Source organism: Streptomyces lanatus, assembly GCF_014655715.1.
GTDB lineage: Bacteria > Actinomycetota > Actinomycetes > Streptomycetales > Streptomycetaceae > Streptomyces > Streptomyces lanatus.
In genome coordinates this window covers 62,939-89,386 of record NZ_BNBM01000011.1, presented here as the reverse complement: position 1 = coordinate 89,386, position 26,448 = coordinate 62,939, and the positions used below count along the sequence as shown (strand labels likewise).

Below are 26,448 nucleotides of genomic sequence, written 5' to 3'. Positions count from 1 at the left end.
AACATGCGGCCGTCGAACATGCGCATGAGGGCCGTACGATCGCCCCACAGACCCATCAAATCCCGTACGCCACCTACGACTTGACCCCGTCGGCGACGTACGCCGTTCGCACCACACGAGCCCTTTGAGGAGACTCTGGCATATGCCGGGCGCACCACCGAATCGGGTGTTGCCAAATCCCTTACAGGGCGTCGCGGGCTGTGCAACAGTCGTAACGGTCCTTCCGTCAGCCTTGGTCGTACCGTCCCCGCCTCGGAGTGCGTCATGCCGCCCCATCTCTCTGCGGACCACCCCGCCGCTCAGCCGCCCGGACGCGGCTCGGTCGATGCGCTCATATCGCAGACGCGACGCCTCAAGGGCGACGTCGACGCCGTACGCCGGGACGCCCGGAGCGACGGTTCGGATCCGCGGGAGCGGTGGCAGCGGGCGCTGTACGACCTCGCGCTGCACCAGCTGAACGACCTCGACGAGCACCTCGGGCAGCTGCGCGACGGGCCGGCACCCGCGCCCCGGAGCGACTCACTGCTCAGCCGGGTCGGCAGCGCGGAGTGGAACCTCCTCACGGACGAGGCCGGTTGGTCCGGCGAGCTCTACCAGATCCTGGGGCGCGACCCCGCGACGGCACCGCTCACCCTCGACGAGCTGCCCTCCGTGGTGCTCGACGAGGACCGGCCGAAGCTGACGGCGATGGTCACCGACTGCCTGGTCGACGCCAAGCCCATCGACGGCGAGTTCCGGATCGTACGGCCGGACGGCGAGGTCCGTACGGTGCACATGATGGGCGAACCCGTGCTCGACGCCGACGGCAGCACCGCCTCGATGTGGGCCGTGCTGCGGGACGTCAGTGAACTGCGCCGGAGTCAGCGCGCCGTGAGCGAGACCCGTGACTCGCTCCAGCGCGACCGGCACCGGGCGCAGACCGAGCACCGGCTCGCGGTCGAGCTGCAGGAGGCCGTGCTGCCGCCGTGGCGTGGCTCCCTGCGGCTCCCGCACCGGGGCCCCGAGACTCTGGACCTGGCGGCCCACCACCTCCCCTCGTCGACGAGCGCGCTGATCGGCGGCGACTGGTACGACGCGCTCGAACTGGCCGACGGCGAGACGCTGTTGAGCGTCGGCGACCTCACCGGCCACGGAGTCGCCGTGGCATCCGGCATGGCGACCCTGCTGGGCGCCGTACGCGGCATGGCGATGGCCGGCACCCAGCCGGGGCAACTGATGTCCTGGCTCAACCAGTTACTCGACGCCACCGTCCAGCCGGCCCTCGGCAGCGCCGTCTGCTGTCGCTACCGCCCCGACACCCGCACCCTCAGCTGGGCGCGGGCCGGACACCCCGCCCCGCTGCTGTTCCGCGACGGGACGGGGCGCAGGCTGAACGCGCCGGACGGCGTCCTGCTCGGAGCCACCTCGGGGGCCGTGTACGCACAGGCGGAGGAGACCCTCGAGGTGGGCGACCTGCTGCTGCTGCACACCGACGGACTGGTGCCGGGGCACAGCGGAGCGGACTCCGTGAACCTCATCCTCGCCCTGGGCCCCCGCCTCGGCGAGGCGGGCACGGCACAGGACTGTGTACAGCTGGTCGTGGACGAGTTCGGTGCGAGTGAGCGCGAGGACGACGCCTGCGTGCTGATGGCAAGGGTGACGTCCTAGCACCCGAGAGGTTCGACCGGGCGCGCAGGCCCCCTATGCCTGCGCGCTGCCGCCACCGGGCTTCTTCACCCTGGGCAGCGCCAACCGGATCTCCTCCCGCAGCTCATGGATCCTCGGGTAACTGGCGTACTCGGCGGTGAGCCGGTACATCTGCCGGAGCCGGTCCCAGGTGCGGCCGGACGAGTTGGAACCCATGGACATCAGGGCCAGCCGTGCGTAGCGGTCGGCCTGTTCGGGGTCGTCCGCGATGAAGCAGGCGGACGCCATGGACAGGTTGTCGAAGATCCTTGAGCGTTCCTGTGCGTCGACGCGGAGCGCCAGGGCCTTCTCGGCGTAGTGCTGGGCGTGTGCCGCCGCGCCCGGCTCGTACTCCGCCAGGGTCCGGTAGGACAGGGCCTGCATGCCGTACAGATCCGCCTCGTTGAACAGCTGCATCCAGCTCGGCGGCGGCACATCGCCCCTGTCGGAGACGAACAGGTCCTCCGCCTGCCCGAGGGTTCGGCGCATGGCCTGGCCCTTGCCCTTGGATGCCTGCGCCCACGCCTCGATGGTGTGGAACATGGCCCTGGTGCGCGGCAGCACCTCCTCGCCGGAGCCGGAATGGGCGAGTTTCATCAGGTCGAGTGCGTCGTCGGGCCGGCCCAGGTGCACCATCTGGCGAGCCGCTCGGGAGAGCGCCTCCGACGCACGGGGCCGGTCGCCGCCCTCTCGGGCCGCATGGGCGGCGATGACGAAGTACTTCTGGGCCGTGGGTTCGAGGCCGACGTCATGCGACATCCAGCCCGCGAGGACGGCGAGGTTGGCGGCGACGCCCCACAGGCGCCGCTGGAGATGTTCGGGGTGTCGGTAGGCGAGCATGCCGCCCACCTCGTTGAGCTGGCCCACGACTGCCTTGCGTTGCAACCCGCCGCCGCGGGCCGCGTCCCAGGCCCGGAACACCTCTACCGAGCGCTCCAGTTCCTCGATCTCCTGCGACCCGATCGGGGCCGCCTCGTACCGGTCGAAACCGGCGGGGTCGGCATGCAGGGGGTCGTCGAACTGGGGGGCATCGGCCTTGAGGGCCGGGTCGGAGTGCAGCCAGTCGTGCATGGCGCTGCTGAGTGCGGATCCCGCGGCGAGCGCGGCACCCGCGCCCACCAAGCCGCGTCGGTTGAGCATGAGGTCCATTCCCGTGAATTCGGTGAGGACCGCGGCGGTCCGTTCGGGCGCCCACGGCACACCATCGGGATGCTCCACACTCCCGGGGTCCTGCCGCTTCCCACCACGCCCGTGCCGGACCAGACCTAGGTCCTCAATGGTCACGACACGGCCGAGACGCTCGGTGAACAGAGCTGCCAGCACCCGCGGCACCGGATCGCGCGGGATCTCTCCCATGTCGATCCACCGCCGCACCCGCGAGGTGTCGGTCGCCAGCTGGGGGTGGCCCATGGCCGCCGCCTGCCGGTTGACCAGCCTCGCGAGCTCGCCCTTGGACCAGCCGGCCAGGCCGAACAGGTCCGATAGGCGGGTGTTGGGTTCTCCGCTCACGTCAAGCCCCCAGGTTCTCGGCTGAGTTGACAGTAGCCCCGGGAGAGTTGCCTCGGGACTATTCGCCAGGGTTCGCCAGGGTCCGCCAGATGGTGTGCCACTGCGCATCGGGTGTCAGGTAGGAACGCGCCACCCCGACCCGGTCGCCTTTTGAGTACGAGGGAGCATTCCCCAGGGTGCACCCGGGCGGCCGGATCGGGCAGCGCTTTGACTTCGCAGGCACACGAAGGGATCTGTTTCTCCCATGTACGCAGCATCGTCCTCCGTGTCCGCACCGCCCCGGTCGCTGCGTGCCCGCCCGGCGGGCAGCGGCCCCTATCTCGCCCCCGCCCGGTCGGCACCCGCCCCCGTGCTCGGTGCGGGCCGGCCGCCGCGCGCCGCGGGGCTCGGCACCCAACCGCTCAGCGGGAGACTCGACTTGTCCGGCCCCCAGGGCGCCCAGCTGCGTTCGGCGATCGCGTCGGTGCACCGGATCTGCCCGGAGTTCGCGCCGGTCCAGGTGCTGCGCCGCAGCGGGCGGTCCGTACTCCTGGTCGGCACGACCGGGCGCAGCACGGCCGTCGCCAAGTGTTTACTTGACCACTCGCCGGCCTGGGCCGAGCGGATCCGGCACGAGATAGCGGCATACCGCGCGTTCGTCCGGCACCGCCCCCCGGTGCGTGTGCCGAGACTGATCGCGGCGGATCCGGACAACTGCACCCTCGTCATCGAGCGGATGCCGGGACGAGTGGCGGCCCTTCAGCGGCACCCGGCAGAGGTACCGCCGCGTGCGGACATCAGGGCGGCACTCGGCGCGATCTGCCGGCTCAACGCCTGGCGGCCGCCGGCGGGCACGTTCGACGCTCCGCTCGAGTACGCGTCCAAGATCTCCCGGTACCACGAGCTGGGTCTGCTCACCGACCGGGACATGGGCGATCTGCAGAAGCTGCTGCACGGCATCGCGGCGGGCGCGGGCCGGCAGGGCATGGGCCAGTTCTGCCACGGCGACGCGCTGCTGTCGAACATCCTGCTCTCACCGGCCGGTCCAGTGCTGGTGGACTGGGAGCACGCGGGCTGGTACCTGCCGGGCTACGACCTGGCCACGCTGTGGTCGGTGCTCGGGGACGCACCGGTGGCCCGACGGCAGATCAGCCAGATCGCGCAGTCGGCGGGTCCGGCTTCCCGGGACGCGTTCCTGGTGAACCTGATGCTGGTGCTGACCCGCGAGATCCGTACGTATGAGACGGCCGTGCAGCGTTCGATGCACGACTCGACCCCGGCGGCATCGGGAGTGGCCCACCCGGGTGCTGCGCCGTCCGGCGAGGAACAGCGGCTGCTGTTGAGGCGGCTGCACGACGACTGCCAGCTGGCCCGGCGGGCCGTGCGTGCGGCGGTCGGCACTCGCTGACGGGGACGATGGTCCGCGGTACGCCCTGGAGACAGCGGCGGACCGCGGACTTTCGTATGCCCGGCCGGACGGCCGAACACCCGGTCGGCGTAGCGGAAACACCCGGGAGGCCTCGTTGACAAGGCAATTCTCCCGCCTCTTGGCATGATTGACGGATCGTCGGACAGCGGGTACCACAGACCCACACCCGGCCCGTACGGCTCAGCGCGCCCGACCGTCCCAGGAGGCTGCTTTGCGAGGATCCGTCACCGCCCTGGCCGCTGCGACCCTGCTGTTCCCCCTGCTCGGCGCGGCCCCGTCCGACGCCCGGCGCTCGGAGCACGGCCTGCAGTCGGCCTTCACCTCCGCCGCCGCCGAGTACCACGTGCCGCAGAGCGTCCTGCTCGGTGTCTCCTATCTGCAGTCCCGCTGGGACGCGCACGCCGGGGCGCCCAGCGTGACCGGCGGCTACGGCCCGATGCATCTCACCGACGCCCGCACCGCCCTCGCCGAGTCCGCGACCGCGACCCACCACGGCGACGGCACGGAGGACGCCCGCGGCGACAGTGCCCGCCCGGCCCTCACCCCCGAGACGAAACCGCCGAAGTCCACCAAGATCCCGGCCCGCCTCAGGACGCTCCCGAAGGCGGCCGAACTGACCGGGCTGAGCCCGAAGGAGCTGCGTACGGATCCGGCCGCCAATGTGGCCGGCGGCGCCGCGCTGCTCGCCGCCGCGCAGAAGGAGCTGGGCGGACCGCTCAGCTCCGACCCGGCGGACTGGTACGGCGCGGTGGCCCGCTTCTCCGGCGCCGATGACACCGCGACGGCCACGGCGTACGCGAACGACGTCTATGACGTGCTGCGCACCGGGCAGGAGCGGGAGACGGACTCGGGCCAGCTGGTGGCGCTGGCCGCCCAGCCGCGGTTGTCGCCCGACGCCGGGCAGTTGCGGCGGGCGGGGCTGCGCACGCTCGACACCACGGAGACCGAGTGCCCGCCGACGGTGTCCTGCGAGTGGGTCCCGGCACCGTACGAGGAGTTCGGGGAGGACGACTACGGCAACCACGACCTGGGCGACCGTCCGGCCTCCCAGCGCATCGAGTACATCGTCATCCATGACACGGAGGGCGCCTGGGAGGGCGTCCTCAATATGGTGCAGGACCCCACCTATGTGTCCTGGCAATACACACTGCGCTCCACGGATGGGCATATCGCCCAGCATGTGAAGGCCAAGGATGTGGCCTGGCACGCGGGCAACTGGGCCATCAACGCCAAGTCGATCGGTCTGGAGCACGAGGGCTTCCTGGCCCGGCCGGACGCCTGGTACACGGAGGCGATGTACCGCTCCTCGGCCCGCCTGGTGTCCTACCTCTCCAAGCGGTACGGCATCCCGCTGGACCGGCAGCACATCCTCGGCCATGACACCGTGCCGGGTGCGACCACGTCGACGATCAGCGGTATGCACACCGACCCGGGCCCGTACTGGGACTGGCGGCACTACTTCGAACTGCTCGGCCGCCCCATCGTGCCCACCGCGGGTCCGTACGGCGGCCTGGTGACGATCCGCCCCGACTACGCCACCAATCGGCCGGAGTACACCGGCTGTGTCACCGCGGGCGAGCCCTGCGCGGACCACGGTTCGAGCGCGGTGCGGCTGTACTCCGGGCCCGGTGAGTCGTATCCGCTGCTCAAGGACATCGGTCTGGGCTCCACCCCCACCAAGGGCGTGAACGACCTGTCCTCGCGGGTCTCGACCGGACAGCAGTACGCGGTCGCAGGGCGGGAGGGCGACTGGACGGCGATCTGGTTCCGGGGCGAGAAGGCGTGGTTCAGGAACCCGAGGTCGAACCCGACCGCGGTGCACGCGGCCGGGCCGGTGGTGATGCCGAGGGAGGGCCTGACGAGCGTCCCGGTGTACGGGCGCCCCTACCCCGAGGCCTCCGCCTATCCGGCGGACGTCCCGGTCCAGACGGTGTCGGAGCTGCCGTACACCTTGCCGGCCGGCCAGCAGTATGTGGTCGGCGGCAAGATGCCGGGCGAGTACTACTACGCGGTGGACTTCGACGAGGCCTCGCACCAGGTGGTGACCGGCAAGGATCAGTACTACGAGATCCAGTTCGGTCACCGGGTGGGGTATGTGCGGGCGGCGGATGTGCGGGTGGTGCCTTCGGGCACCTACGTCCCCCAGACGTAGCGGCGCCCGGCGACCGCTCTGAGCGTCAGTCGCCCGCCCTCGAACAGGTCGCTCCGAAGGGTGAGTTCACGGGTTCGGGTCGCCCTCAGGGCGATGCGGGTGACCCGTCCGTCCGCCCAGTCGACGTCGAGCGTGGCGCCGCCGCGGGCGCGCAGGCCGTGCACCGAGCCGGTCGGCCAAGCGGCGGGTAGGGCGGGCAATACCTCGATGATGTCGTGCTGGCTCTGCAGAAGCATCTCCACAATGCCCGAGGTGGCGCCGAAGTTGCCGTCGATCTGGAACGGCGGGTGGGTGTCCCAGAGGTTGGGCAGGGTGGAGGACTTGAGCTGTTCGCCGAGCATCTTGTGGGCGTGGTCGCCGTCGTGCAACCTCGCCCAGAAGTTGATCTTCCAGGCCTTGGACCAGCCGGTGCCGCCGTCGCCGCGTGCGGTCAGGGAGACCTTGGCTGCCTCGGCCCAGCGGCTGCCGGGTTCGATCTGCCGCCCGGGGTGCAGGGCGAACAGGTGCGAGACATGCCGGTGGGTGTCGGCGGCGTCGTCCAAGTCGGCCTTCCATTCCTGGAGTTGGCCCCACGATCCGATGCGCAGGCCGGGGTCGAGCCGTGCCAGCGCCTCCTCGACTCGGTGGCGGAAGTCGGGTGTGTCGCCCAGGATCCGGGACGCTTCGAGGGTGTTGGTGAGCAGGTCGTGGACGATCTGCTGCGACATGGCGGCGCCGGCGGTGAAGTCGCCGTGCTCGGGTGAGTAGCTGGGGGTGACGACGAGGGTGCCGTCGCGCGGGTCGGTGCGCAGGTTGTCGAGCCAGAACTCGGTGGCCTCCTTCATCACGGGGTACGCGGTGGAGCGCAGATAGTCGGTGGAGCCACCGAATCTGTAGTGCTCGTACATCTGCTGGGTGAGCCAGGCCGCGGCCTCGGGGAACCAGAAGGCGGTCGCCCAGTCGTGCACGCCGGTGAATCCGTAGGGATTGGTCTCGTTGTGCACGACCCAGCCGCGCGAGCCGAACATCTCCTGTGCCGTCCGGCGTCCCGGCGCACGGAGGGCCTCGACGAAACGGTCGTAGGGCACCGTCGTCTCGGCGAGGTTCGCGGCCTCGGCGGGCCAGTAGTTCATCTGGATGTTGATGTTGGTGTGGTAGTCCGCCGACCACGGGGGTGTGGTGCTGTTGTTCCAGACGCCCTGGAGGTTGGCGGGCAGGGAGCCGGGGCGCGAGGAGGCGATGAGCAGGTAGCGGCCGTACTGGAAGTAGAGGGCTTCCAGGGCGCGGTCGGCCGCGCTGGTCCCGCCGGTGTACGAGGCCAGGAGGCGGTCGGTGGGGACGTCCGCGGGGAGTGACTGGCCGATGTCGAGGCGCACGCGGCCGAAGAGGGCTCGGTGGTCGCGGACGTGTCTGACCAGCAGGGACTGGTATCGGTCGCCCGCTTCTCGCAGGGCGCGGCTGACGGCGGTGTGCGGGTCCGGGCCTCGGTAGTCCGGGTAGGTGTCGGCGTAGTCCGTCCCGGCGGACAGGACGAACCAGGCGCTGTCGGCGCCGGTCACGCTGATGGTGCCGTCGACGCCCGAGGTCACGGTGCCGCCCTGGGCGCGGACCCGGACCTGGGCCTCGAAACGGAGGCCGTTGTCGGCGAGCGCGCCTCGCACGGTCAGGGTGCCGGCGGTGGCTGTGGCGGTGAAGTCGGTGCGGGGCGAGGTGTGGCGCAGGGTGAAGGTGACGCTGCCGGGCCGGTCGGCGGTGAGCCGTCCGACGATCACGCCGTCGGGGTGGGAGGCGAAGAAGTCCCTTTGGTGGCGGACGCCTTGGTGGGTGTAGACGACGGAGGCGACGGCGTTGTCGAGGTCGAGTTCACGGCGGTAGTCCGCCGGGGGCGTCGTCGGCGCGTCGGGCAGGTCGAGGTGGAGGTCGCCGAAGGTCTGATGGGCGCCGTAGCCGACCCTCGGCTGGCCGAGCCGGTCGGCCACCGCTTCCGGGTCGAGGGTGGTGTGCGCGTCGAGGTCGTCCTGTACGGCGGTGATCGCGTCGGGGCGGGGTGCGCGCCAGTTGCCGTGGTCGTAGCCCTGGGTGGAGCCGGGGCCGCCGGTCCAGAGGGTCTTCTCGTTGAACTGGAGCCGTTCGGAGGCGAGGGTGCCGAACACCATGGCGCCGAGGGCGCCGTTGCCGATAGGCAGGGCCTCGCGCTCCCAGTCGGCGGCCGGGGTGGCGTACCAGAGCACCGACGACCCACCCGATACATCGGATGAATCAGCGGCGACGGCCTCCGTGGCACCGGCTCCCAGGGCGAGCGCTCCGACACCGACGGCTGCGGCCTTCAAGGTCACTCTTCGGGAGACCCTGTGGGGCTCAGGGGATTCACACGACTCGTGGGGCTCATGCGACGCATGCGGCTCAAACGACATGACCCCTGACGCTAGAGGTCCGATGACTCTGCGACAAGGGCCATGACAACACGTCCGGAACCCCGAACAGCGGGGTCGTGGGCGGGATGCCTCAGCTCTGCTGGAAGAGCTCCGCCGGCAGCGGCTTCAGGAGGGCGTACAGATCGTCGGTGATGGGGCGGTCCCAGGCGGCGATGGTGACCAGCACATTGTCACTGCGGTCGAACTGGACGCAGGAGATCCGGCTCTCGGAGAGCTTCAGCCGGCGCACGATCAGGAGGTTGTCGCCCTGCATCACAGGCACGTCCTCGCTGCCGACGACGGTGACCTCCTCCTCGTTCTCCAGCGCCAGCAGCAGCTGTGCGACCTCGAACGGGATCTCGCCCTCCACCACCTCGCGGGCCGGGGACCCCTCGGGCAGATTGCCGATGATCATCGCCGGGCCCCGGCCGCCGAACAGGTCGTAGCGCAGGAAGACACCCTGGCAGCTGCCGTCCGGGGCGGGCAGCAGCCCGGCGCCCAGATTGCCGGGCCAGTCGCCCGGGTCCATGGCCAGTACGTCGAAGTCGGGCCCGGCGGGCGTGGCGCTGCGGCGGCGGAGGAACGACATGCCGCCATGGTACGTGGCCGGGACCGTTCCGTGACGTGAGGGCAGGGGATCGAGGCCTGCTCCCGACGTGACGAACCCGGGGCCTGAGGGCCGGGCGGCCGGAGGCTGACCCGGTTCCTCGGCTGCGAGCCGGCCATGATCGACGGCCGGACTCGCGTACACGCCGCCGCGCCTGTACAGCGGCCCCCCCCCCTTTGGCACCCACGGGAGTTGGCCGCGCCCGTGGTCTCACTGCTCCGGCGGTGCGGGCGGCACCACCGCCACCGGGCTCGCGGCGTGGAGCAGGACCGCCTGGGTGACCGAGCCCATCATGCGGGCGGGGGCCAGTAGACGGCGCCGGTGACGGCCCACGACGACCAGGGCCGCGTCCCTGGAGGCGGCGACGAGGTGGCCCGCCGCGTCGCCCGGGGCCACGTAGGGCTCGGCGGGGACGTCCGGGTGGCGTTCGCGGTGAGGGGCGAGGCAGCCCTGCGCGAGGGTGCGGGTCTCGGCCTCGACGGCGTCCTGGTCGCCCCATGGCGGCACGACCTGGGCTGTGGTCGCCGTCCACAGGTGCAGGGGCCATGTATAGGCGGCGACGACCTGGAGCCGGGCACCGCGCCGGGCGGCTTCCCCGAAGGCGAAGGACAGGGTGGCGTCGTCGGGGCTGTCGACCTGAAGGCCGACGACGACCCGGGGTCCCGGTTCGATCGGCATGTCGTCGTGGACCTGGCGCCCGGGCTTGGGCACCACGACGACGGGGCACTCGGCGTCACGTGCGGCGACCATGCCGTTGGAGCCGAGCAGCAGGCTCGCGAAGCCGCCGCGGCCACGGCTGCCCAGGACCAACAGCTGGGCGGTGGAACTCAGTTGGGGCAACGTCGCACCGGGCGTTCCCTCCAGGGCCTGGTACTCCGTCTCAGGTCGCTCGTCGCGCCCCCGCAGGTACTGGCGCACCGCCTGGAGGACGGGATCGTCCTCGGTCGCCGGCTGTCCCGCTGGGAGGATCTCGGGCCCGGCCCAGGCGGCGAACTGCTGTACATGCACCACCCGCAACGGCACCCCGCGCAGCAGGGCGGCCCCGAAGGCCCAGTCCAGGGCGACCAGGCTGTCGTCCGAACCGTCGACCGCCGCGATGACCGGCAGGGTGCTCATGGGTTCCTCGCCTCCGGATGACGACCTTGTCCGCCATGGGCCAGCCTGGCTCAGGCATCGGCCCACGCGGGGTTACCGAGGTCGCGTGTCCGGAAAAACGGGCGGAACACACCCGGACAGGCCCTGAGGCGGCCGACGCGCACGACGACCGCCCGCCGACCCACCTCCAGTGCCACCGTCAGGTCAGATCGAACTCGCCCTCCCTCGCACCCGACACGAACGCACCCCATTCAGCGGGTGTGAAGATCAGGGAAGGGCTCTCCGGGCGGCCGCTGTTGCGCATCGCGATGAACCCCTCGACAAAGGCGATCTGGACATCCCCCACGCCACGGCTGCTCGAGTGCCAGTCGGCGTTGCTGAGGTCCAGCTCCGGCTTGTCCCAGCCCGTGAGCGGCTGCTGCTGGATGGTGGTGCTCTCGGCCACGTCCGTGCTCCTCCCGATTCGCGTCGTCCGCGGGTCAGCCTAGCGATCGGTCCCGGGTGCCAACAGGCCACGTGAGGGGGACCTTTGCGGAGGCGTCTCCACCGGCGTCCGGGAGCCCGCTCAGGCGTCCGGGGGCTCGGCGCCCACGAGCCACATCGAGAAGAACTGCGACCCTCCGCCGTAGGCGTGTCCGAGTGCCTTGCGGGCCCCGTCCACCTGGTGTTCCCCGGCCTGGCCGCGCACCTGGAGGGCCGCCTCCGCGAAGCGGATCATGCCGGAGGCGCCGATGGGGTTGGTGGACAGGACACCGCCCGACATGTTGACGGGCAGATCGCCGTCCAGCTCGGTCACCCCGGCCTCGGTGAGCTTCCAGCCCTCGCCCTCGGCGGCGAAGCCCAGGTTCTCCAGCCACATGGGCTCGTACCAGGAGAACGGCACGTACATCTCGACCGCGTCGATCTCGCGGCGCGGGTCGGCGATGCCCGCCTGCCGGTAAACATCAGCGGCGCAGTCCTTGCCGGCCTGCGGCGACACGGCGTCCTTGCCGGCGAAGAGGGTCGGCTCACTGCGCATCGCGCCGCCGAGCATCCAGGCGGGCGGCCGGGGCGCGCGGGCGGCCCCGGCGCGGTTGGTCAGCACCATCGCGCACGCCCCGTCGGACGACGGACAGGTCTCCGAATACCGGATCGGGTCCCACAGCATGGGCGAGGCCTGGACCTTCTCCAGCGTGATGTCGTGCTCGTGCAGATGGGCGTACGGGTTCTTCAGCGCGTTGCGCCGGTCCTTGTACGCCACGAGTGAGCCGACCGTGTCGGGCGCGCCGCTGCGTCGCATGTACGCGCGCACGTGCGGCGCGAAGAACCCGCCGGCCCCGGCGAGCAGGGGCTGCTGGAAGGGGATCGGCAGGGAGAGTCCCCACATGGCGTTGGACTCGGACTGCTTCTCGAAGGCGAGCGTCAGCACGGTGCCGTGGACACGGGCCGCGACCAGGTTGGCGGCGACCAGGGCGGTGGATCCGCCGACCGAGCCGGCGGTGTGCACCCGGAGCATGGGCTTGCCCACCGCGCCGAGGGCGTCGGCGAGATACAGCTCGGGCATCATCACGCCCTCGAAGAAGTCGGGCGCCTTGCCGATGACGACCGCGTCGATGTCGGCCCACGTCAACTCGGCGTCCTCCAGCGCCCTTTGCGCGGCCTCCCGGACGAGCCCGGCGATCGACACGTCCCGGCGCGCGGCGACGTGCTTGGTCTGTCCGATGCCTATGACGGCCACGGGCTCCTTGCTCATCGCGGATCCCCTTCGAGTACGGCGACCAGGTTCTGTTGGAGGCACGGGCCGGACGTGGCGTGCGCGAGGGCGCGGTCGGACTCGCCCCGGTGGACCCGGGCGGCGGCCTCGCCGATGCGGATCAGCCCGGCGGCCATGACGGGGTTCGCGGCGAGCGCCCCGCCGGACGGGTTGACGCGCACACCGTCGCCGAGCTTCAGCGCCTTGCGCAGGACGACCTCCTGGGAGGTGAAGGGCGCGTGCAACTCGGCGGTGTCGACGGGCCGTTGGAACGCGCCCGCCTTCTCCGCGGCGAAGCGGGTGGAGGGCGAGTCGGTCAGGTCGCGCACACCGAGGCTGTGAGCCTCGATGCGGTGATCGATGCCGCGGATCCAGGCGGGCCGGTCGCACAGCTCACGGGCCCGCTCCCCCGCCGCGAGGATCACTGCGGCGGCCCCGTCCCCGATGGGCGGGCAGTCTCCGGTACGGAGCGGTCGTACGACGTAGTCCCCCTGCGGCACCGAACCCCGCAGCTGGGCATGGGAGTTGGCGGTGGCGTCGGTGCGGCTGCGGGCGGCGACCGAGGCGAGGGCGGGTTCGTCGGTGTCGCCCGCGTCGATGAGGGCCTGGGCCTGGAGGGCGGCCAGGGCGACGGAGTCGGGCCAGAGCGGGGCGACGTAGTACGGGTCGAGCTGGCGGGTGAGGACGTCGCGCAGGGAACCGGGTGAGGACTTGCCGTAGGAGTAGACGAGCGCTGTGTCGGCATCCCCGGTGAGCAGCTTGGTCCAGGCCTCGTACAGCGCCCAGGCGCCGTCCATCTCGACATGTGACTCGGCGATCGGCGGCCAGGCGCCCACGCCGTCGAGGGCGAGGGTGAAGGAGAAGGCACGGCCGGCGAGGTAGTCGCTGGAGCCGGAGCAGGTGAAACCGATGTCGGACGTCTTCAGGCCGGTCCGCGCGAGCACCTCGTGCAGGACGGGCATGAGCATCTCCACCTCGGAGAGCTCCTCGCTGGTGCGCCGGTGGTCGGTCTGCGCGAAGGCGACGACGGCGATCTCGCGGTTCACAGCAGCTCCCTGTAGGTGTCGTAGTCCGCGTCGGCCTCGCCCGTGGGCCGGTAGTGGTCGGGGTAACGGGCGCCTTCCGTCCACACGGGTTCGACGCGCAGGCCCATGCGGACCTGGTCGTAGGGGATGCCGCCGATCCGGCCGTGCAGGGCGAGGCCGGCGCCGTCGAGGGCGATATGGGCGTAGACGTACGGCACCTCGATGTCGAGATTCTTCGCCTTGATGTTGACGATGCAGAACGTGGTGACTGTGCCGTGGGGACCCACTTCGACTTGTTCCACTGTGGCGAGACCACATGTGGGGCACGCACCCCTCGGCGGGACGTACACCTTGCGGCAGGACGGGCAGCGCTCGCCGACGTTGCGGTGTTCGGCCAGGGCGTTGATGTAGGCGGTCTGGGCGCGGCCGGGTGAGTAGGTGTAGTCGAGTCGGGCGGGGGCGACTATGCCGGTGACCGGGTTCGTGAACACGCCACTGTGGCCCGCCGCTTGCACTGGATCACCGTCGTGGGGCTCGAAGCAGGCGATGTCCGTGATCGCGCCGCTGCGTTCCTCCGCCCAGCGGATCCGGACCCGCATGCCGGTGTGCACGGCGTCGGGGCCGGGGGCGTCGAGGGCGTGCAGGAGGGCGGTGTCGGCGCCGTCGAGGCGGACCAGGACCCAGGCGAAGGGGGTGTCGAGGGGCTGGTCGCGGCGGGGGGCGTGGTTCCAGGCCCAGGTGGTGACCGTGCCCGTGGGGGCGACCTCGACCAGGTCGTGGATCTCCTCGGCGGTGACGGGGTCGTACTCGACGGGTGGGACGAGGGTGCGTCCGTGGCCGGTGCGCACGCCGAGCACGACGCGTTCGCGTAGGCCGGTGAGGAAGGCGCTCTGGACGGGGCCTAGGGAGCGGGTGAAGGGGAACTCAACGGTCAACGGGGCCTTGAGGACTTCGGGCATCGGGGGCGTGCCTCCTCCGGAGAGCGGGATGCGAGAGCGCCCCGTAAGGGGCGCGGGGAACTGCGCGACCAGCCACGACGGTCCCGCGGTGCCCCACGGCCTTCTCGGCCGAAGCCAAGCGCAGCGGCTACGCACGCTTGTAGTGGGGTGACCGCTTCTCCGCGAAGGCACGGGCGCCTTCCTTGGCGTCGGCCGTGTCGAAGACGGGCCAGCCGCGCTTGAGTTCGGCGGCGAGGCCGTCGGTCTCGGTCATCTCGGCGGTGTCGTAGACGGACGCCTTGACGGCCTCTACGGCGAGCGGGCCGCAGGCGTTGATCTGTTCGGCGATCTCCAGGGCCTTGTCCAGTGCCGTGCCGTCGGGGACGACATGCCCGATCAGGCCGATGCCGGCGGCCTCACGGGCGCTGTACGGGCGTCCGGTGAGGAGCATCTCCAGGGCGTGGGTGCGCGGGATCTGCCGTTGCAGCCGGACCGTGGAGCCGCCGATCGGGAACAGCCCGCGCTTCACTTCGAACAGCCCGAAGGTGGCCGACTCGCCCGCGACGCGGATGTCGGTGCCCTGGAGCATCTCGGTGCCCCCGGCGACGCAGTACCCCTCGACGGCGGCGATCACCGGTTTGCGGGGCCGGTGGTGGCGCAGCATCGCCTTCCAGTGCAGGTCGGGATCGGCCTTGAGCCGGTCGCGGTACCGCTCCCCCTCCATGCCCTGGCCGGCCAGCGCCTTGAGGTCCATGCCCGCGCAGAACGAGCCGCCCGCACCTGTGAACACGACCGAGCGGACCGTGTCGTCGGCGTCGGCTTCGAGCCAGCCGTCGTAGAGGCCGACGAGCATGGCCAACGAGAGCGCGTTCTTGGCTTCCGGCCTGTTCAGCGTGAGCACCAGTGTGGCGCCTTCACGTCGCACGGTGAGGTGTTCCGTCCCACCCATCGCCCATCTCCCCTCTGAAAGAACGAGAACAGGTTGCAGGAGGCGCCTGGGCACTTCAAGGGTTTTCTGACAGGTAGTCAGATTTCTTGTGCGCGGACCCTTCACAGTTGTGCCGCCCTTTGCTCTGATGACCGGCACCGGTGGAGAGCGAGGGCAGGAGGAACGGTGGAGTACAACCTTGCCGACCTGTTCGAGTCGGTCGTCGACGCGGTTCCGGACCGCGAGGCGCTCGTGTACATCGATCATCCGGGCACGGGTGCGGAGCGCCGATTGACGTACGCCGAATTGGACGCGGCCGCCAACCGGATCGGTCACCATCTGCTCGACAGCGGGATCCGCCCCGGCGAGCACCTCGGGCTCCATCTCTACAACGGCATCGAGTACCTGCAGACGGTGCTGGGCTGCCTGAAGGCACGGATCGTCCCGGTCAATGTCAACTACCGCTATGTGGAAGAGGAGTTGGTGTACCTCTACCGGGACGCCGATCTGGTGGCCCTGGTCTTCGAGGCGGAGTTCACGGAGCGGGTGGCGGCGGCGCTGCCGCGGGTGGCGGGGTTGCGGCATCTGGTGCGGGTGGGGGCTGCCGAAGGCGGTCCGGTCGTGCCCGCCCTGTCCTTCACGGACGCCGAGGCCGCCGGGTCGCCGGAGCGGGGGTTCCCGGGGCGGTCGGGCGACGACCAGTTCATCATCTACACCGGCGGGACGACCGGGATGCCCAAGGGTGTGATGTGGCGCCAGGAGGACCTGTTCTTCTCCGGTCTCGGCGGCGGCGCCCCGACCGGCGAACCGGTGCAGAAGCCGGAGGAACTCGCCGAGCGCGTGGCGGCGGGCGGTGACGGCATCACCTTCTTCCCCACGGCCCCGCTGATGCACGGGACGTCCACGCTGACCGCCTTCATCGGCTTCAACTTCGGCCAGCGCATCGTGATCCACCGCAAGTTCGCGCCGGAAGACGTCCTGCGCACGATCGAGAAGGAGAAGGTCACCAGCGTGTCCCTGGTCGGCGACGCGATGCTGCGGCCGCTGGTGGACGCGCTGAGCGGGCCCCTCAAAGGCACCGACTGCTCCTCGATGTTCAGCGTGTCGTCGTCCGGGGCGATCATGTCGGACACGGTGCGCCGGCAGTTCCAGGAACTCGTCCCGAACGTCATGCTGCTGAACAACTTCGGGTCCTCGGAGTCCGGCTTCAACGGCACGGCCACCGAGGACTCCGGCCCCGAGCGCGGCTTCCGTATCCGCGTCAACTCCCGTACGCAGGTCGTGGACCCGGCGACCCATGAGCCGGTCGCCGTCGGCGAGGTGGGACGGGTGGCCCAGTGCGGCCACGTCCCGCTCGGCTACTACAACGATGCGGGGAAAACGGCCGAGACCTTCTTCGAGAGGGACGGCCAGCGGTGGGTACTCCTCGGCGACATGGCCACGGTCGACGGGGACGGCGTGGTCACCGTGCTCGGACGCGGCTCGCAGTGCATCAACACCGGGGGCGAGAAGGTGTACCCGGAGGAGGTCGAGCAGGCGCTGAAGTCCCACCCCGATGTGTACGACGCGCTGGTGGCCGGGGTGCCGGACGCGAAGTGGGGGCACCATGTGGCTGCGGTGGTGCAATTGCGGGCGGGTGCGGGGCGGCCGTCCCTTGCCGACATTCAGACGCACTGCCGCTCCCACCTCGCGGGTTACAAGATCCCCCGCCAACTGGTGATCGCCGACTCCATCCGGCGCTCGCCCAGCGGGAAGGCGGACTACCGGTGGGCGCGGGAGGTCGCGGTGGCGGCGGACGGGTGAATTCCGGGCAGGCCTGATTGAACCTAAGGTGACGTGCGGACGTACTCGTGGTGGCAGGCTCGGTCATCGGGCGCTGTTCGCCATGCCATCGCACGACCGCACGGGAGGTCCTCCGGGTGTCACAGGAGGCAACGCAGGCTGCAACACGGGAGTCGGAAGAAGCGGGGACGACAGAGGCGTCGGAGGCGACGCGGGAGGTCGGGACGGCCGAGGCCGGGGACGGTGCCGGTGAGTCTGAGGCTGTCGCGGCGACCGAGGCCGGGGAGGATGCCGGTGAGTCCGGGACGGCCGAGCCCGCCGAGCCTTCCGGTTCCTCGACCAAGCCCGGCTGGTTCGGCTGGCGGCGGCGTTACCCCCGTACGGCACGCGGTGTCACCGTAGGCACGACCGTACTGGCCGCCGCGCTCCTGCTCTTCGCGCTGCTCGTGCCGAACCGTCTCGAACGGCTCGGTCCCGACGCGTTCTTCCGTCTGCCCGCCGAGGGCATCCTGCTGGCGGGCCTGCTGCTTGCGGTGCCGCCGCGGTCACGGCGGCTGATGACGGTGGCGTCGGGTGTGTTCCTCGGTCTGCTCACCGTCCTGAAGTTCATCGACATGGGCTTCTACTCGGTGCTGGCCCGCCCCTTCGACCTGGTCCTGGACTGGATCCTGCTGGACGACGCGGCTGAGTTCGTCCGGGAGTCCTTCGGCCGCACCGGGCAGGTGCTCGCGGTGGTCGGAGTGCTGGTCCTGTTCATCGCGGTGCTCGTCCTGATGACGCTCGCGATGGTGCGGGTGACGAACCTGATGGTCGGCCATCGTCACATCGCCACCCGTACGACGCTGGTCCTCGGCACCGCATGGATCACCTGTATGACCCTGGGCATCCAGATCGCCGGTGTCCCGATCGCCACCAAGGGCAACGCCGACTTCGTCAACAACCGTATCGAGCAGGTGCAGGCGGGCCTCAAGGACGGACGGATCTTCCAGAAGCAGGCAGCGGTCGACGCCTTCGCGAAGACCCCGCCGGACCAACTGCTGACGGGGCTGCGCGGCAAGGACGTGCTGTTCACGTTCATCGAGAGCTACGGCCGGGTCGCGATCGACGACCCCGCGATGGCGCCGCAGATCGACGCGACGCTCAAGGAGGGGACGAACACCCTCAAGGCGGCCGGGTTCCAGTCGCGCAGCGCATGGCTGAAGTCGCCGGTGACGGGGGCGGGCAGCTGGCTCGCGCACTCCACGTTCCTCTCCGGTCTCTGGATCAAGAACCAGCAGCGGTACCGGAGCCTCACCACCAGCGATCGCGCGACCCTGGGCAGCTACTTCAGGAAGACCGACGCATGGCGGACGGTCGGTGTCGTGCCGGGGGTGCGGCGGGCCTGGCCGGAGGGCAAGTTCTTCGCGCTCGACCACATCTACGACTCCGAGCACCTCGGCTACCACGGCCCGTACTTCAGCTGGACGCCGGTGCCCGACCAGTTCAGCCTGGAGGCGTTCCAGCGCCTTGAGCACGGCAAGAAGAACCGAGACCCGATCATGGCGGAGATCATCCTGGCCTCCAGCCACAATCCCTGGTCCCCCATCGCCCGCATGGTCGACTGGAACGACCTGGGCGACGGCTCGGTCTTCCACCAGATCAAGAAGGAGGGCACCGACCCCAAGGAGGTCTGGCAGGACCCCGAGCGCGTCCGCACCGAGTACCGCCGCGCCATCGAGTACTCCCTGCACAGCCTCACCGAGTGGGTCCAGCGCTACGGCACCGACGACACGGTCCTCGTCTTCCTCGGCGACCACCAGCCCGTCCCCACGGTCACCGCGGGCAGTACCAGCAAGGACGTCCCCGTCACCGTCGTCGCCCGCGACCCGAAGGTCCTCGACCGGATCGCCGACTGGCACTGGACGGACGGCCTCAAGCCCGCCGAGAACGCGCCGACCTGGGGCATGGACCGCTTCAGGGACCGCTTCATGACGGCGTACGGTCCGCAGGGCGGCTGAGCGGCGAGGACTGAAGGGACGGCAAGGGCGGCACCGGGGAGGTCGATGGGCCGTCCGGGTGACGCGGGAGTGACGGAGCTCGTCCGGCGTAGCAGCAGGCGACGGTGCACGGGTGGCGTACCTACGGTCGCAATAGAGGTCGTCGAGAACTCGGGACCTCGGAACCTCGGGACCGAAAGGCAACGCCCGTGAAAAGACGCGTCCACGCGATATGCACGACCGCGATCACCGTTCTCGCCCTCGCCGGCCCGACGGCCCCCGCGGCATACGCCCGCGGCGACCTGGACTGCCGCGACTTCACCTTCCAGGAGGACGCGCAGGCCGAGTTCGACCGCGGCTTCAGCGACCCCGACCGTTCGGGCCGGGACCAGGGGAGGAACAACGGCATCGCCTGCGCACACCTTCCGCACCGCGGCTCGATCGTCACGCCGTTGCCGACACTGGCGCCGCTTCCCACACGTTCGGCCGTCCCCACCCAGGGGGTGCGGGGCGGGCTGGGCGGCAGCTCCGGGCCGGCGGACGTCGAGGTGGCCCTCGGAGCCGGCCTGGCCGTCGGCGCGCTGGCGCTGACCGCCGGTTTCTTCGTGTATCGGCGTCGCCTCAACCGCTGAGCGGGCGTGTACGCGGGAGGCCGACAGCATCGGGGCCTGACTCAGCCCGTTCCAAGGCCGGTCCCGTCCAGGAAGGCGGCAACACGGCGTACGAACCACTCCGGGCCGTCCAGCCATGGATGGTGCCCGGCGCCGGGCTGCACGGCGATCTCGGCGTTCGGGAAGACGTCGGCGGTGCGGCGGGCGAGGTCCGGATCGGGGGATCCGTCGAGTTCGCCCGCGAGGACGAGAGTCGGCGCGGTCAGGCGGGAGAGTTCTGTGCTGGTCCTCGGTGGATCGAAGGCGCCGGCGGAGCCATAGATGCCGGAGGCCTCGTCGTTGTACTCGGCGTCGCCACGCGCGTCATGCTGCTTTGCCGCGTCGTCCCAGCGCCCGTAGAAGAAGGGCGCGAACACGGGGTCGAAGTCGCCCGCTCCGGTCAGCCACGCCTCGAACGCCGCCAACGCCTCCGCGAACCACGGCTCGCCCTTCCGCAACCGGGCGGCTGCCAACCGGTCCTCGACCGTGGGCAGCATCCCCAACGCCCACGGCGTCGCGGTCACCAGCACCAGCCGCGCCACCCGCTCCGGATACCGAGCCGCGTACAGCATGGCCAAGCTGCCGCCCGCCGAGTGTCCGAACACATCCATATGGGCCCGCCCCATATGGGCCCGCAATATCTCGACGTCGTCCACCATGTGGTCGCAGCGGTAGGTGGCCGGGTCCTCCGGCTCGGCCGAGTCCCCGGTGCCGCGCAGATCGAGCAGCACCAGCTGCCGGTGCGCGGCGAGTCCGCCGAGGTCTCCCAGATAGCCCGAGGCCCGCATCGGCCCGCCGGGGAGGACCAGCAGCGGTTCACCCTCCCCTCGCAGGTGGTAGGCGATCTCGGTCCCGTCGGCGGCGCGGAAGGTCGGCATGGCGCCGATCCTGCTCCGAGTCGGCCACCAGGGGCAACGGAGATTGTCCGCGCCCCCCGACCCCAGAAAGTGCGCCCCACCCCCTTGCCTGATCATTCTCCTGCTGAATTACTGATCCCGAACACCCAGACCGAATGATCGGTCGCCCGGAATGGCGCGGTTGGCGAGGGAGAGCTTCCCCATGGCGGATGCGACGGAACTGCTGGACTCGGGGGAACGGCTCGCCCCGGAGGCGCTGCGGGAGTTGCAGCTGGAGCGGTTGCGGAGATCGCTGCGGCACGCGTACGACAACGTGCCGTTCTACCGGGAGTCCTTCGACAAGGCCGGCGTGCACCCCGACGACTGCCGCTCACTCGGCGACCTGGCCCGCTTCCCGTTCACCACCAAGGCCGACCTGCGCCAGAACTACCCGTACGGCATGTTCGCCGTGCCTCAGGACCGTATCCGCCGTATCCATGCCTCCAGCGGCACCACCGGACGCCCCACGGTCGTCGGCTACACCGATGCCGACCTCTCCCTGTGGTCCGACATGGTGGCCCGATCCATCCGGGCGGCGGGCGGACGCCCCGGGGACAAGGTTCATGTGGCCTACGGATATGGGCTGTTCACCGGTGGGCTCGGCGCACACTACGGGGCCGAAAGACTGGGATGCACGGTCATCCCCGCGTCCGGCGGGATGACGGCCCGGCAGGTCCAGCTGATCCAGGACCTCAGGCCCGAGATCATCATGGTGACACCGTCGTACATGCTCACTCTTCTCGACGAGTTCGAGCGCCAGGGCGTCGATCCGCGCGGTACGTCCCTGCGTGTGGGCATCTTCGGTGCCGAACCCTGGACCGAGCGGATGCGCCGCGAGATCGAGGAGCGGTTCGCCATCGACGCCGTCGACATATACGGACTGTCCGAGGTGATCGGGCCCGGTGTCGCGCAGGAGTGTGTGGAGACCAAGGACGGGCTCCATGTGTGGGAGGACCACTTCTTCCCCGAGATCGTGGATCCGATCACCGGTGAGGTGCTGCCGGAGGGCGAGGAGGGCGAACTGGTCTTCACCTCGCTCACCAAGGAGGCGATGCCCGTCATCCGGTACCGTACACGGGACTTGACTCGGTTGCTGCCGGGGACCGCCCGGGTGTTCCGGCGGATGGAGAAGATCACCGGGCGCAGTGACGACATGGTCATCCTGCGCGGAGTCAATCTCTTCCCCACGCAGATCGAGGAGATCGTGCTGCGGATCCCGGGTGTGGCGCCCCACTTCCAGTTGCGTCTGACCCGGGAGGGCCGTCTCGACGCCCTCACCGTGCGGGCGGAGGCCCGTCCCGACGCGTCCCAGGAGACCCGGGACGCCGCCGCGCAGGCCATCGCGGCGGCGGTGAAGGACGGCATCGGGGTGTCGGTCGCGGTGGAGATCGTGGAACCGGAGTCGCTGGAACGGTCGGTGGGCAAGATCCGGCGCATCGAGGATCTGCGCCCCCGCTGACCACGGATCACTGATCACCTAGTTGTCGGCGAATCGGTCCCGCAGCTCCCGCTTGAGAATCTTCCCGCTCGCGTTGCGCGGCAGCTCGTCCACGAACACGACCCGCTTCGGTGCCTTGAAGTGGGCCAGCTTCTCGCGCGCGTGCTCGATCAGTTCGGCCTCGCCCACCTCGCCGCGCGGCACGACGACTGCCGTGACGGCCTCGATCCACCGCTCGTCGGGCAGACCGATCACGGCGACCTCGGCGACGCCCTCATGGGTGTACAGCGCGTCCTCGACCTGCCGGGAGGCGACCAGTACGCCACCGGAGTTGATGACGTCCTTCACCCGGTCGACGATGGTGAAGTAGCCATGTGCGTCCCGCACAGCGAGGTCGCCGGAGCGGAACCAGCCGTCCCGGAAGGCCTCGGCGGTCTCCTCGGGCTTGTCCCAGTAGCCCTCGCACAGCTGCGGGGACCGGTAGACGATCTCGCCGGAGGTGCCGTCGGGCACCTCCACGCCCTGTTCGTCGACCACACGGGCGTCGACGAAGAGGACGGTGCGCCCGCAGGAGTCCATCCGGCCCTTGTGTTCGTCCGGGGCCAGCACCGTGGCCAGCGGGCCGATCTCGCTCTGCCCGAAGCAGTTGTAGAAGCCGAGCTTCGGGAGCCGTTCACGCAGCCGCTCCAGGACCGGGACGGGCATGATCGACGCGCCGTAGTACGCCTTGCGCAGCCCGCCGAGGTCGCGCTCGGCGAAGTCGGGGCGGCCCGCGAGGCCGATCCACACGGTGGGCGGGGCGAACAGGCTGTCCACCCGGCCGGCCTCGATGAGGTCGAAGAGCCGGTCGCCGTCGGGGGCGTCGAGGATGATGTTCGTGGCGCCGACCGCGAGGTAGGGCAGCAGGAACACATGCATCTGCGCCGAGTGGTAGAGCGGCAGGGAGTGCACGGGGCGGTCGCCGGCGCTGAGGTCGAGGGCCGTGATGGCGCTCAGATACTCGTGGACCAGGGCGCGGTGCGTCATCATCGCGCCCTTGGGCAGGGCCGTCGTACCGGACGTGTAGAGCAGCTGGACGAGGTCCTCGGAGCGCGGCTCGGGGCCGTCGTACTCGGGAGCCGTCGCGAGGCGGGCCAGGAGGGAGTCCTCGGCGTCGCGCAAGGGCAGCGTACGGACGTCCTCGGACAGTCGGCCGGCCAGGTCGGGGTCGGTGAGGACCAGGGCGGCGCCGGACTGGCCGACGATGTAGGCGAGGTCGTCGCCGGTCAGGTTCTGGTTGACGGGGACATGGACGAGGCCCGCGCGGGCGCAGGCCAGGAAGCCGATCAGATACGCGTCCGAGTTGTGGCCGTAGGAGCCGACCCGGTCCCCGGGTGCGAGGCCCTGGTCGAGCAGGACGCTCGCCGCGCGGGAGACGGCCTGGTCGAGTTCCTCGTACGTCCATGTGCGGTCGCCGTACTCCACGGCGGTCCGCGCCGGTGTCCGCCGCGCGCTGCGCCGCAGCACCCCGTCAACCGTGCTGCCCTGTCCCTGCGTCATGACTCATGATCCTCGGTGTGTGACCGAGGCGGGTCAAGCACCCGACAGGTGCGGTCGGACCCGTGGCACGCTCAACCGCTCCTTCCCTCACTGACGTTGGGAGGCACAGATGCGCACCACCCGCTTGAGACGACTGGTCGTCGGGGCCGTCGCCCTGCTGACCGCCTCGGCCGCGTTACCGGCCGGCGCGGCCGAACGGCCGGGCCATCAGGAACGGCCCTCGCACGGTGGTCTGTCCGCCGTGATCCGTTATACCGAGTACGGCATTCCGCACATCGTCGCCAAGGACTACAAGTCCCTCGGCTTCGGCACCGGTTGGGCCCAGGCCGCCGACCAGGTGTGCACCCTGGCCGACGGATTCGTGACCGTACGAGGCGAGCGTTCGCGTTTCTTCGGACCGGACGCGGCGAGCGACTCCGCGCTGTCCTCGGCGACCAGCAATCTCGCCGGCGACCTGTACTTCCGTGGCCTACGCCAGACCCGCACGGTGGAGAAGCTGCTCGCCGAACCGGCGCCGCGCGGCCCCAGCCGTCAGGTCAAGGATCTGATGGGAGGCTTCGCCGCCGGGTACAACGCGTGGCTGCGCCACAAGCAGATCACCGACCCTGTGTGCCGGGGAGCCATGTGGGTCCGGCCCATCACCTCGCTGGATGTGGCCATCCGCTTCTACGCCCTCTCCGTGCTCGGCGGCCAGGGCGGCGCCGTGGACGAGATCACATCCGCCCGGCCGCCCACCGAAACCGCCCCCGGGGCCAAGGACACCGCTCCGGACGCCGAGGCCCTGATCCGCGCCGTGCGCAAGCGGACCGCCGACGCGGCGATGGGGTCCAACGCGGTCGCCTTCCGCGGCGACACCACGGCGAACGGCCGCGGTCTGCTGCTGGGCAATCCGCACTACCCGTGGCAGGGCGGACGCCGCTTCTGGCAGGCACAGCAGACGATTCCCGGCGAGCTCGACGTCGCCGGCGCCGCGCTGCTCGGGGCACCGACGATCGCCATCGGTTACAACTCCCATGTGGCGTGGAGCCACACGGTGTCGACCGGTGTGCCGTTCAGTCTGCACCAGCTGACCCTGGATCCGGCCGACCCCACCGTCTATCTCGTGGACGGCGGGCGGGAGCGGATGACGAAGCGGACGGTGACCGTCGCGGTCAAGGACGGCGCACCGGTGACGCGCACCCAGTGGTGGACCCGGTACGGGCCCGTCGCCGCCTCGGTCGGGGGCGAACTCCCGCTGCCCTGGACCGCGTCGACGGCGTATGCCTTCAACGACCCCAACGCGGCCAATCTGCGGTTCGCCGACACCTCGCTCGGTTTCGGCAAGGCGCGGGGAACGGCCGACATCGTCAGGTCCCTCACCCGGAACCAGGGCCTGCCCTGGGTGAACACCATCGCCGCGGACTCCTCGGGGCACTCGCTGTACACCCAGTCGCAGGTGCTGCCCCGGATCACCGACGATCTCGCGGCGCGGTGCTTCACCGGCCTGGGCAGGACCACCTACCCCGCGGCGGGCATCGCCGTCCTCGACGGCTCCCGCGGCGAATGCGCGCTCGGCAGTGACGCCGACGCCCTGCAGGGCGGGATCTTCGGGCCCGCGCGCATGCCGACGCTGAAGGACGCGCCGTATGTGGAGAACTCCAACGACAGCGCGTGGCTCACCAACGCCGACCGGCCGCTGACCGGTTACGAGCGGGTCTTCGGCAGCATCGGCACCCAGCGCTCCCTGCGCACCCGCGGTGCGATCGAGGACGTCACGGCGATGGCCGAGCGGGGCGGGCTGACCGTGCGGGACCTGGAGCGTCAGCAGTTCGCGAACCGGGTGCCGGCGGGCGACCTGGTGGCCGCCGACGCGGCGAAGGCGTGTGCGGCGCTGCCGGGCGGCACGGCGACGGGCAGTGACGGCAAGGCCGTTGATGTGTCCGGGGCGTGCCCGGTGCTGGCTGCCTGGGATCGCACCATGGACACCGGTAGCCGGGGCGCCCTGCTCTTCGACCGGTTCTGGCGGAAGCTGAGCGCGAAGGTGCCGGCCGCGCAGCGGTGGAAGGTGCCGTTCTCGGCGGCGGATCCGGTGGGCACCCCGAACACGCTCAACACCGGCGCTCCCGGTTTCGCCACGGCCCTCGCGGACGCGGTGGCCGAGCTGCGGGCGGCGGGCATCGCACTGGACTCACGCCTGGGCGAGCACCAGGTCGTCGTACGGAACGGTCAGCGCATCCCCGTGCACGGCGGCACGGAGGGGATGGGCGTATGGAACAAGATCGAACCGGAGTGGGACCAGGCGCGGGGCGGCTACACGGAGGTGACGTCCGGCTCCAGCCATATCCAGGCGGTGGGCTGGGACGGCAGCCGCTGCCCGGTGGCCCGTACGTTGCTGACGTACTCACAGTCGTCGAGCACCCGATCACCCCACTTCAGCGACCAGACCCGGTTGTTCTCCGGTGAGAAGTGGGTGACGGCGCGGTTCTGTGAGAAGGACGTCCTGTCGTCCCCGGTGTTGCGTGTGGTGCGGGTGAGCGAACACGGGTAACAGGGATGCGGTCCCGCCCCTTCTTCTGGGTGGGGCCGCATTTCTGCTTCTCAAGGACGACCCTGCCGAATGGTTTCTTTGCTTCGCTGTGCACCTGTGCGCCCCCATGAAGAAAGGATTCACGAAAGCGGCAGCTGGTTGAACTGGGCAGGACATGACTCAAGCGTCAACTCGGTGGAACATTCACC

19 protein-coding genes are annotated in these 26,448 nt (G+C 70.5%); 8 read left to right on the top strand and 11 right to left on the bottom strand.

Going from position 1 to position 26,448, the window contains the following annotated elements; genetic code table 11:
- Nucleotides 1–264 precede the first annotated feature (264 nt).
- Complete coding sequence (locus tag IE325_RS27045; protein WP_190072682.1) at nucleotides 265–1,647, top strand: PP2C family protein-serine/threonine phosphatase; 1,383 nt, start codon at nucleotides 265–267, stop codon at nucleotides 1,645–1,647.
- Nucleotides 1,648–1,680: 33 nt separating this feature from the next.
- On the opposite strand, the gene IE325_RS27040 is transcribed toward IE325_RS27045, so the two are convergent.
- Entirely contained in the window at nucleotides 1,681–3,174 is a 1,494-nt protein-coding gene (locus tag IE325_RS27040) for a DNA-binding protein NsdB (protein ID WP_190072681.1), read from the bottom strand.
- Nucleotides 3,175–3,418: 244 nt separating this feature from the next.
- On the opposite strand from IE325_RS27040, the gene IE325_RS27035 reads away from it, so the two are divergent.
- The gene (locus tag IE325_RS27035) at nucleotides 3,419–4,561 is read left to right on the top strand and encodes an aminoglycoside phosphotransferase family protein (RefSeq protein WP_190072680.1); all 1,143 of its coding nucleotides are present in this window, start codon (nucleotides 3,419–3,421) and stop codon (nucleotides 4,559–4,561) included.
- 232 nt (nucleotides 4,562–4,793) lie between these two features.
- Nucleotides 4,794–6,734 (top strand): N-acetylmuramoyl-L-alanine amidase, encoded by a 1,941-nt coding sequence (locus IE325_RS27030; protein WP_229912062.1) that lies wholly within the window; start codon nucleotides 4,794–4,796, stop codon nucleotides 6,732–6,734.
- Here the strand turns inward: IE325_RS27030 and IE325_RS27025 are convergent.
- The 8 genes from IE325_RS27025 to IE325_RS26990 all read right to left on the bottom strand — a co-directional run bounded on the left by IE325_RS27025 (nucleotide 6,716) and on the right by IE325_RS26990 (nucleotide 15,473).
- Nucleotides 6,716–8,944 carry a glycoside hydrolase family 95 protein gene (locus tag IE325_RS27025; RefSeq protein ID WP_190072861.1) on the bottom strand — a complete coding sequence of 743 codons (2,229 nt, stop codon included), beginning with the start codon at nucleotides 8,942–8,944 and terminating at the stop codon, nucleotides 6,716–6,718. The genes IE325_RS27030 and IE325_RS27025 overlap by 19 nt on opposite strands.
- A 274-nt stretch (nucleotides 8,945–9,218) precedes the next feature.
- Nucleotides 9,219–9,716 carry a hypothetical protein gene (locus IE325_RS27020; protein ID WP_190072679.1) on the bottom strand — a complete coding sequence of 166 codons (498 nt, stop codon included), beginning with the start codon at nucleotides 9,714–9,716 and terminating at the stop codon, nucleotides 9,219–9,221.
- 228 nt (nucleotides 9,717–9,944) lie between these two features.
- Complete coding sequence (locus IE325_RS27015) at nucleotides 9,945–10,850, bottom strand: universal stress protein (protein WP_190072678.1); 906 nt, start codon at nucleotides 10,848–10,850, stop codon at nucleotides 9,945–9,947.
- Between the two features lie 178 nt (nucleotides 10,851–11,028).
- Nucleotides 11,029–11,274 (bottom strand): DUF397 domain-containing protein, encoded by a 246-nt coding sequence (locus tag IE325_RS27010; RefSeq protein ID WP_126397947.1) that lies wholly within the window; start codon nucleotides 11,272–11,274, stop codon nucleotides 11,029–11,031.
- A 120-nt stretch (nucleotides 11,275–11,394) separates the two neighbouring features.
- The gene (locus tag IE325_RS27005) at nucleotides 11,395–12,561 is read right to left on the bottom strand and encodes a thiolase family protein (protein WP_190072677.1); all 1,167 of its coding nucleotides are present in this window, start codon (nucleotides 12,559–12,561) and stop codon (nucleotides 11,395–11,397) included.
- Nucleotides 12,558–13,607 carry a thiolase family protein gene (locus IE325_RS27000; protein WP_190072676.1) on the bottom strand — a complete coding sequence of 350 codons (1,050 nt, stop codon included), beginning with the start codon at nucleotides 13,605–13,607 and terminating at the stop codon, nucleotides 12,558–12,560. The genes IE325_RS27005 and IE325_RS27000 overlap by 4 nt, the downstream gene beginning before the upstream one ends.
- On the bottom strand, nucleotides 13,604–14,545 hold the full coding sequence (locus tag IE325_RS26995) for a Zn-ribbon domain-containing OB-fold protein (protein ID WP_190072675.1): 942 nt from the start codon (nucleotides 14,543–14,545) through the stop codon (nucleotides 13,604–13,606). Before IE325_RS26995 ends, IE325_RS27000 begins: the two co-directional genes overlap by 4 nt.
- Before the next feature lie 127 nt (nucleotides 14,546–14,672).
- On the bottom strand, nucleotides 14,673–15,473 hold the full coding sequence (locus IE325_RS26990; RefSeq protein ID WP_190072674.1) for a crotonase/enoyl-CoA hydratase family protein: 801 nt from the start codon (nucleotides 15,471–15,473) through the stop codon (nucleotides 14,673–14,675).
- Nucleotides 15,474–15,638: 165 nt separating this feature from the next.
- Between IE325_RS26990 and IE325_RS26985 the strand changes: the two genes are divergently transcribed.
- The 3 genes from IE325_RS26985 to IE325_RS26975 all read left to right on the top strand — a co-directional run bounded on the left by IE325_RS26985 (nucleotide 15,639) and on the right by IE325_RS26975 (nucleotide 19,842).
- Nucleotides 15,639–17,255: an acyl-CoA synthetase gene (locus IE325_RS26985; RefSeq protein WP_190072673.1), complete on the top strand. Its 1,617-nt coding sequence runs from the start codon at nucleotides 15,639–15,641 to the stop codon at nucleotides 17,253–17,255.
- A gap of 116 nt (nucleotides 17,256–17,371) precedes the next feature.
- Entirely contained in the window at nucleotides 17,372–19,231 is a 1,860-nt protein-coding gene (locus IE325_RS26980) for an alkaline phosphatase family protein (RefSeq protein WP_190072672.1), read from the top strand.
- 188 nt (nucleotides 19,232–19,419) lie between these two features.
- On the top strand, nucleotides 19,420–19,842 hold the full coding sequence (locus IE325_RS26975) for a hypothetical protein (RefSeq protein WP_190072671.1): 423 nt from the start codon (nucleotides 19,420–19,422) through the stop codon (nucleotides 19,840–19,842).
- A 41-nt stretch (nucleotides 19,843–19,883) separates the two neighbouring features.
- Here IE325_RS26975 and IE325_RS26970 read toward each other — a convergent pair whose 3' ends face one another.
- Nucleotides 19,884–20,738 carry an alpha/beta fold hydrolase gene (locus IE325_RS26970; RefSeq protein WP_190072670.1) on the bottom strand — a complete coding sequence of 285 codons (855 nt, stop codon included), beginning with the start codon at nucleotides 20,736–20,738 and terminating at the stop codon, nucleotides 19,884–19,886.
- A gap of 181 nt (nucleotides 20,739–20,919) precedes the next feature.
- Here IE325_RS26970 and paaK point away from each other — a divergent pair, with 181 nt between their 5' ends.
- Nucleotides 20,920–22,215, top strand: a complete 1,296-nt coding sequence (gene paaK, locus IE325_RS26965; RefSeq protein WP_190072669.1) for a phenylacetate--CoA ligase PaaK — start codon at nucleotides 20,920–20,922, stop codon at nucleotides 22,213–22,215.
- An 18-nt stretch (nucleotides 22,216–22,233) separates the two neighbouring features.
- On the opposite strand, the gene IE325_RS26960 is transcribed toward paaK, so the two are convergent.
- A complete protein-coding gene (locus IE325_RS26960; RefSeq protein ID WP_190072668.1) occupies nucleotides 22,234–23,733 on the bottom strand; it encodes an acyl-CoA synthetase in 1,500 nt (499 codons plus the stop codon).
- Nucleotides 23,734–23,842: 109 nt separating this feature from the next.
- Here IE325_RS26960 and IE325_RS26955 point away from each other — a divergent pair, with 109 nt between their 5' ends.
- On the top strand, nucleotides 23,843–26,260 hold the full coding sequence (locus IE325_RS26955; RefSeq protein WP_190072667.1) for a penicillin acylase family protein: 2,418 nt from the start codon (nucleotides 23,843–23,845) through the stop codon (nucleotides 26,258–26,260).
- The last annotated feature ends 188 nt before the right edge of the window (nucleotides 26,261–26,448 follow it).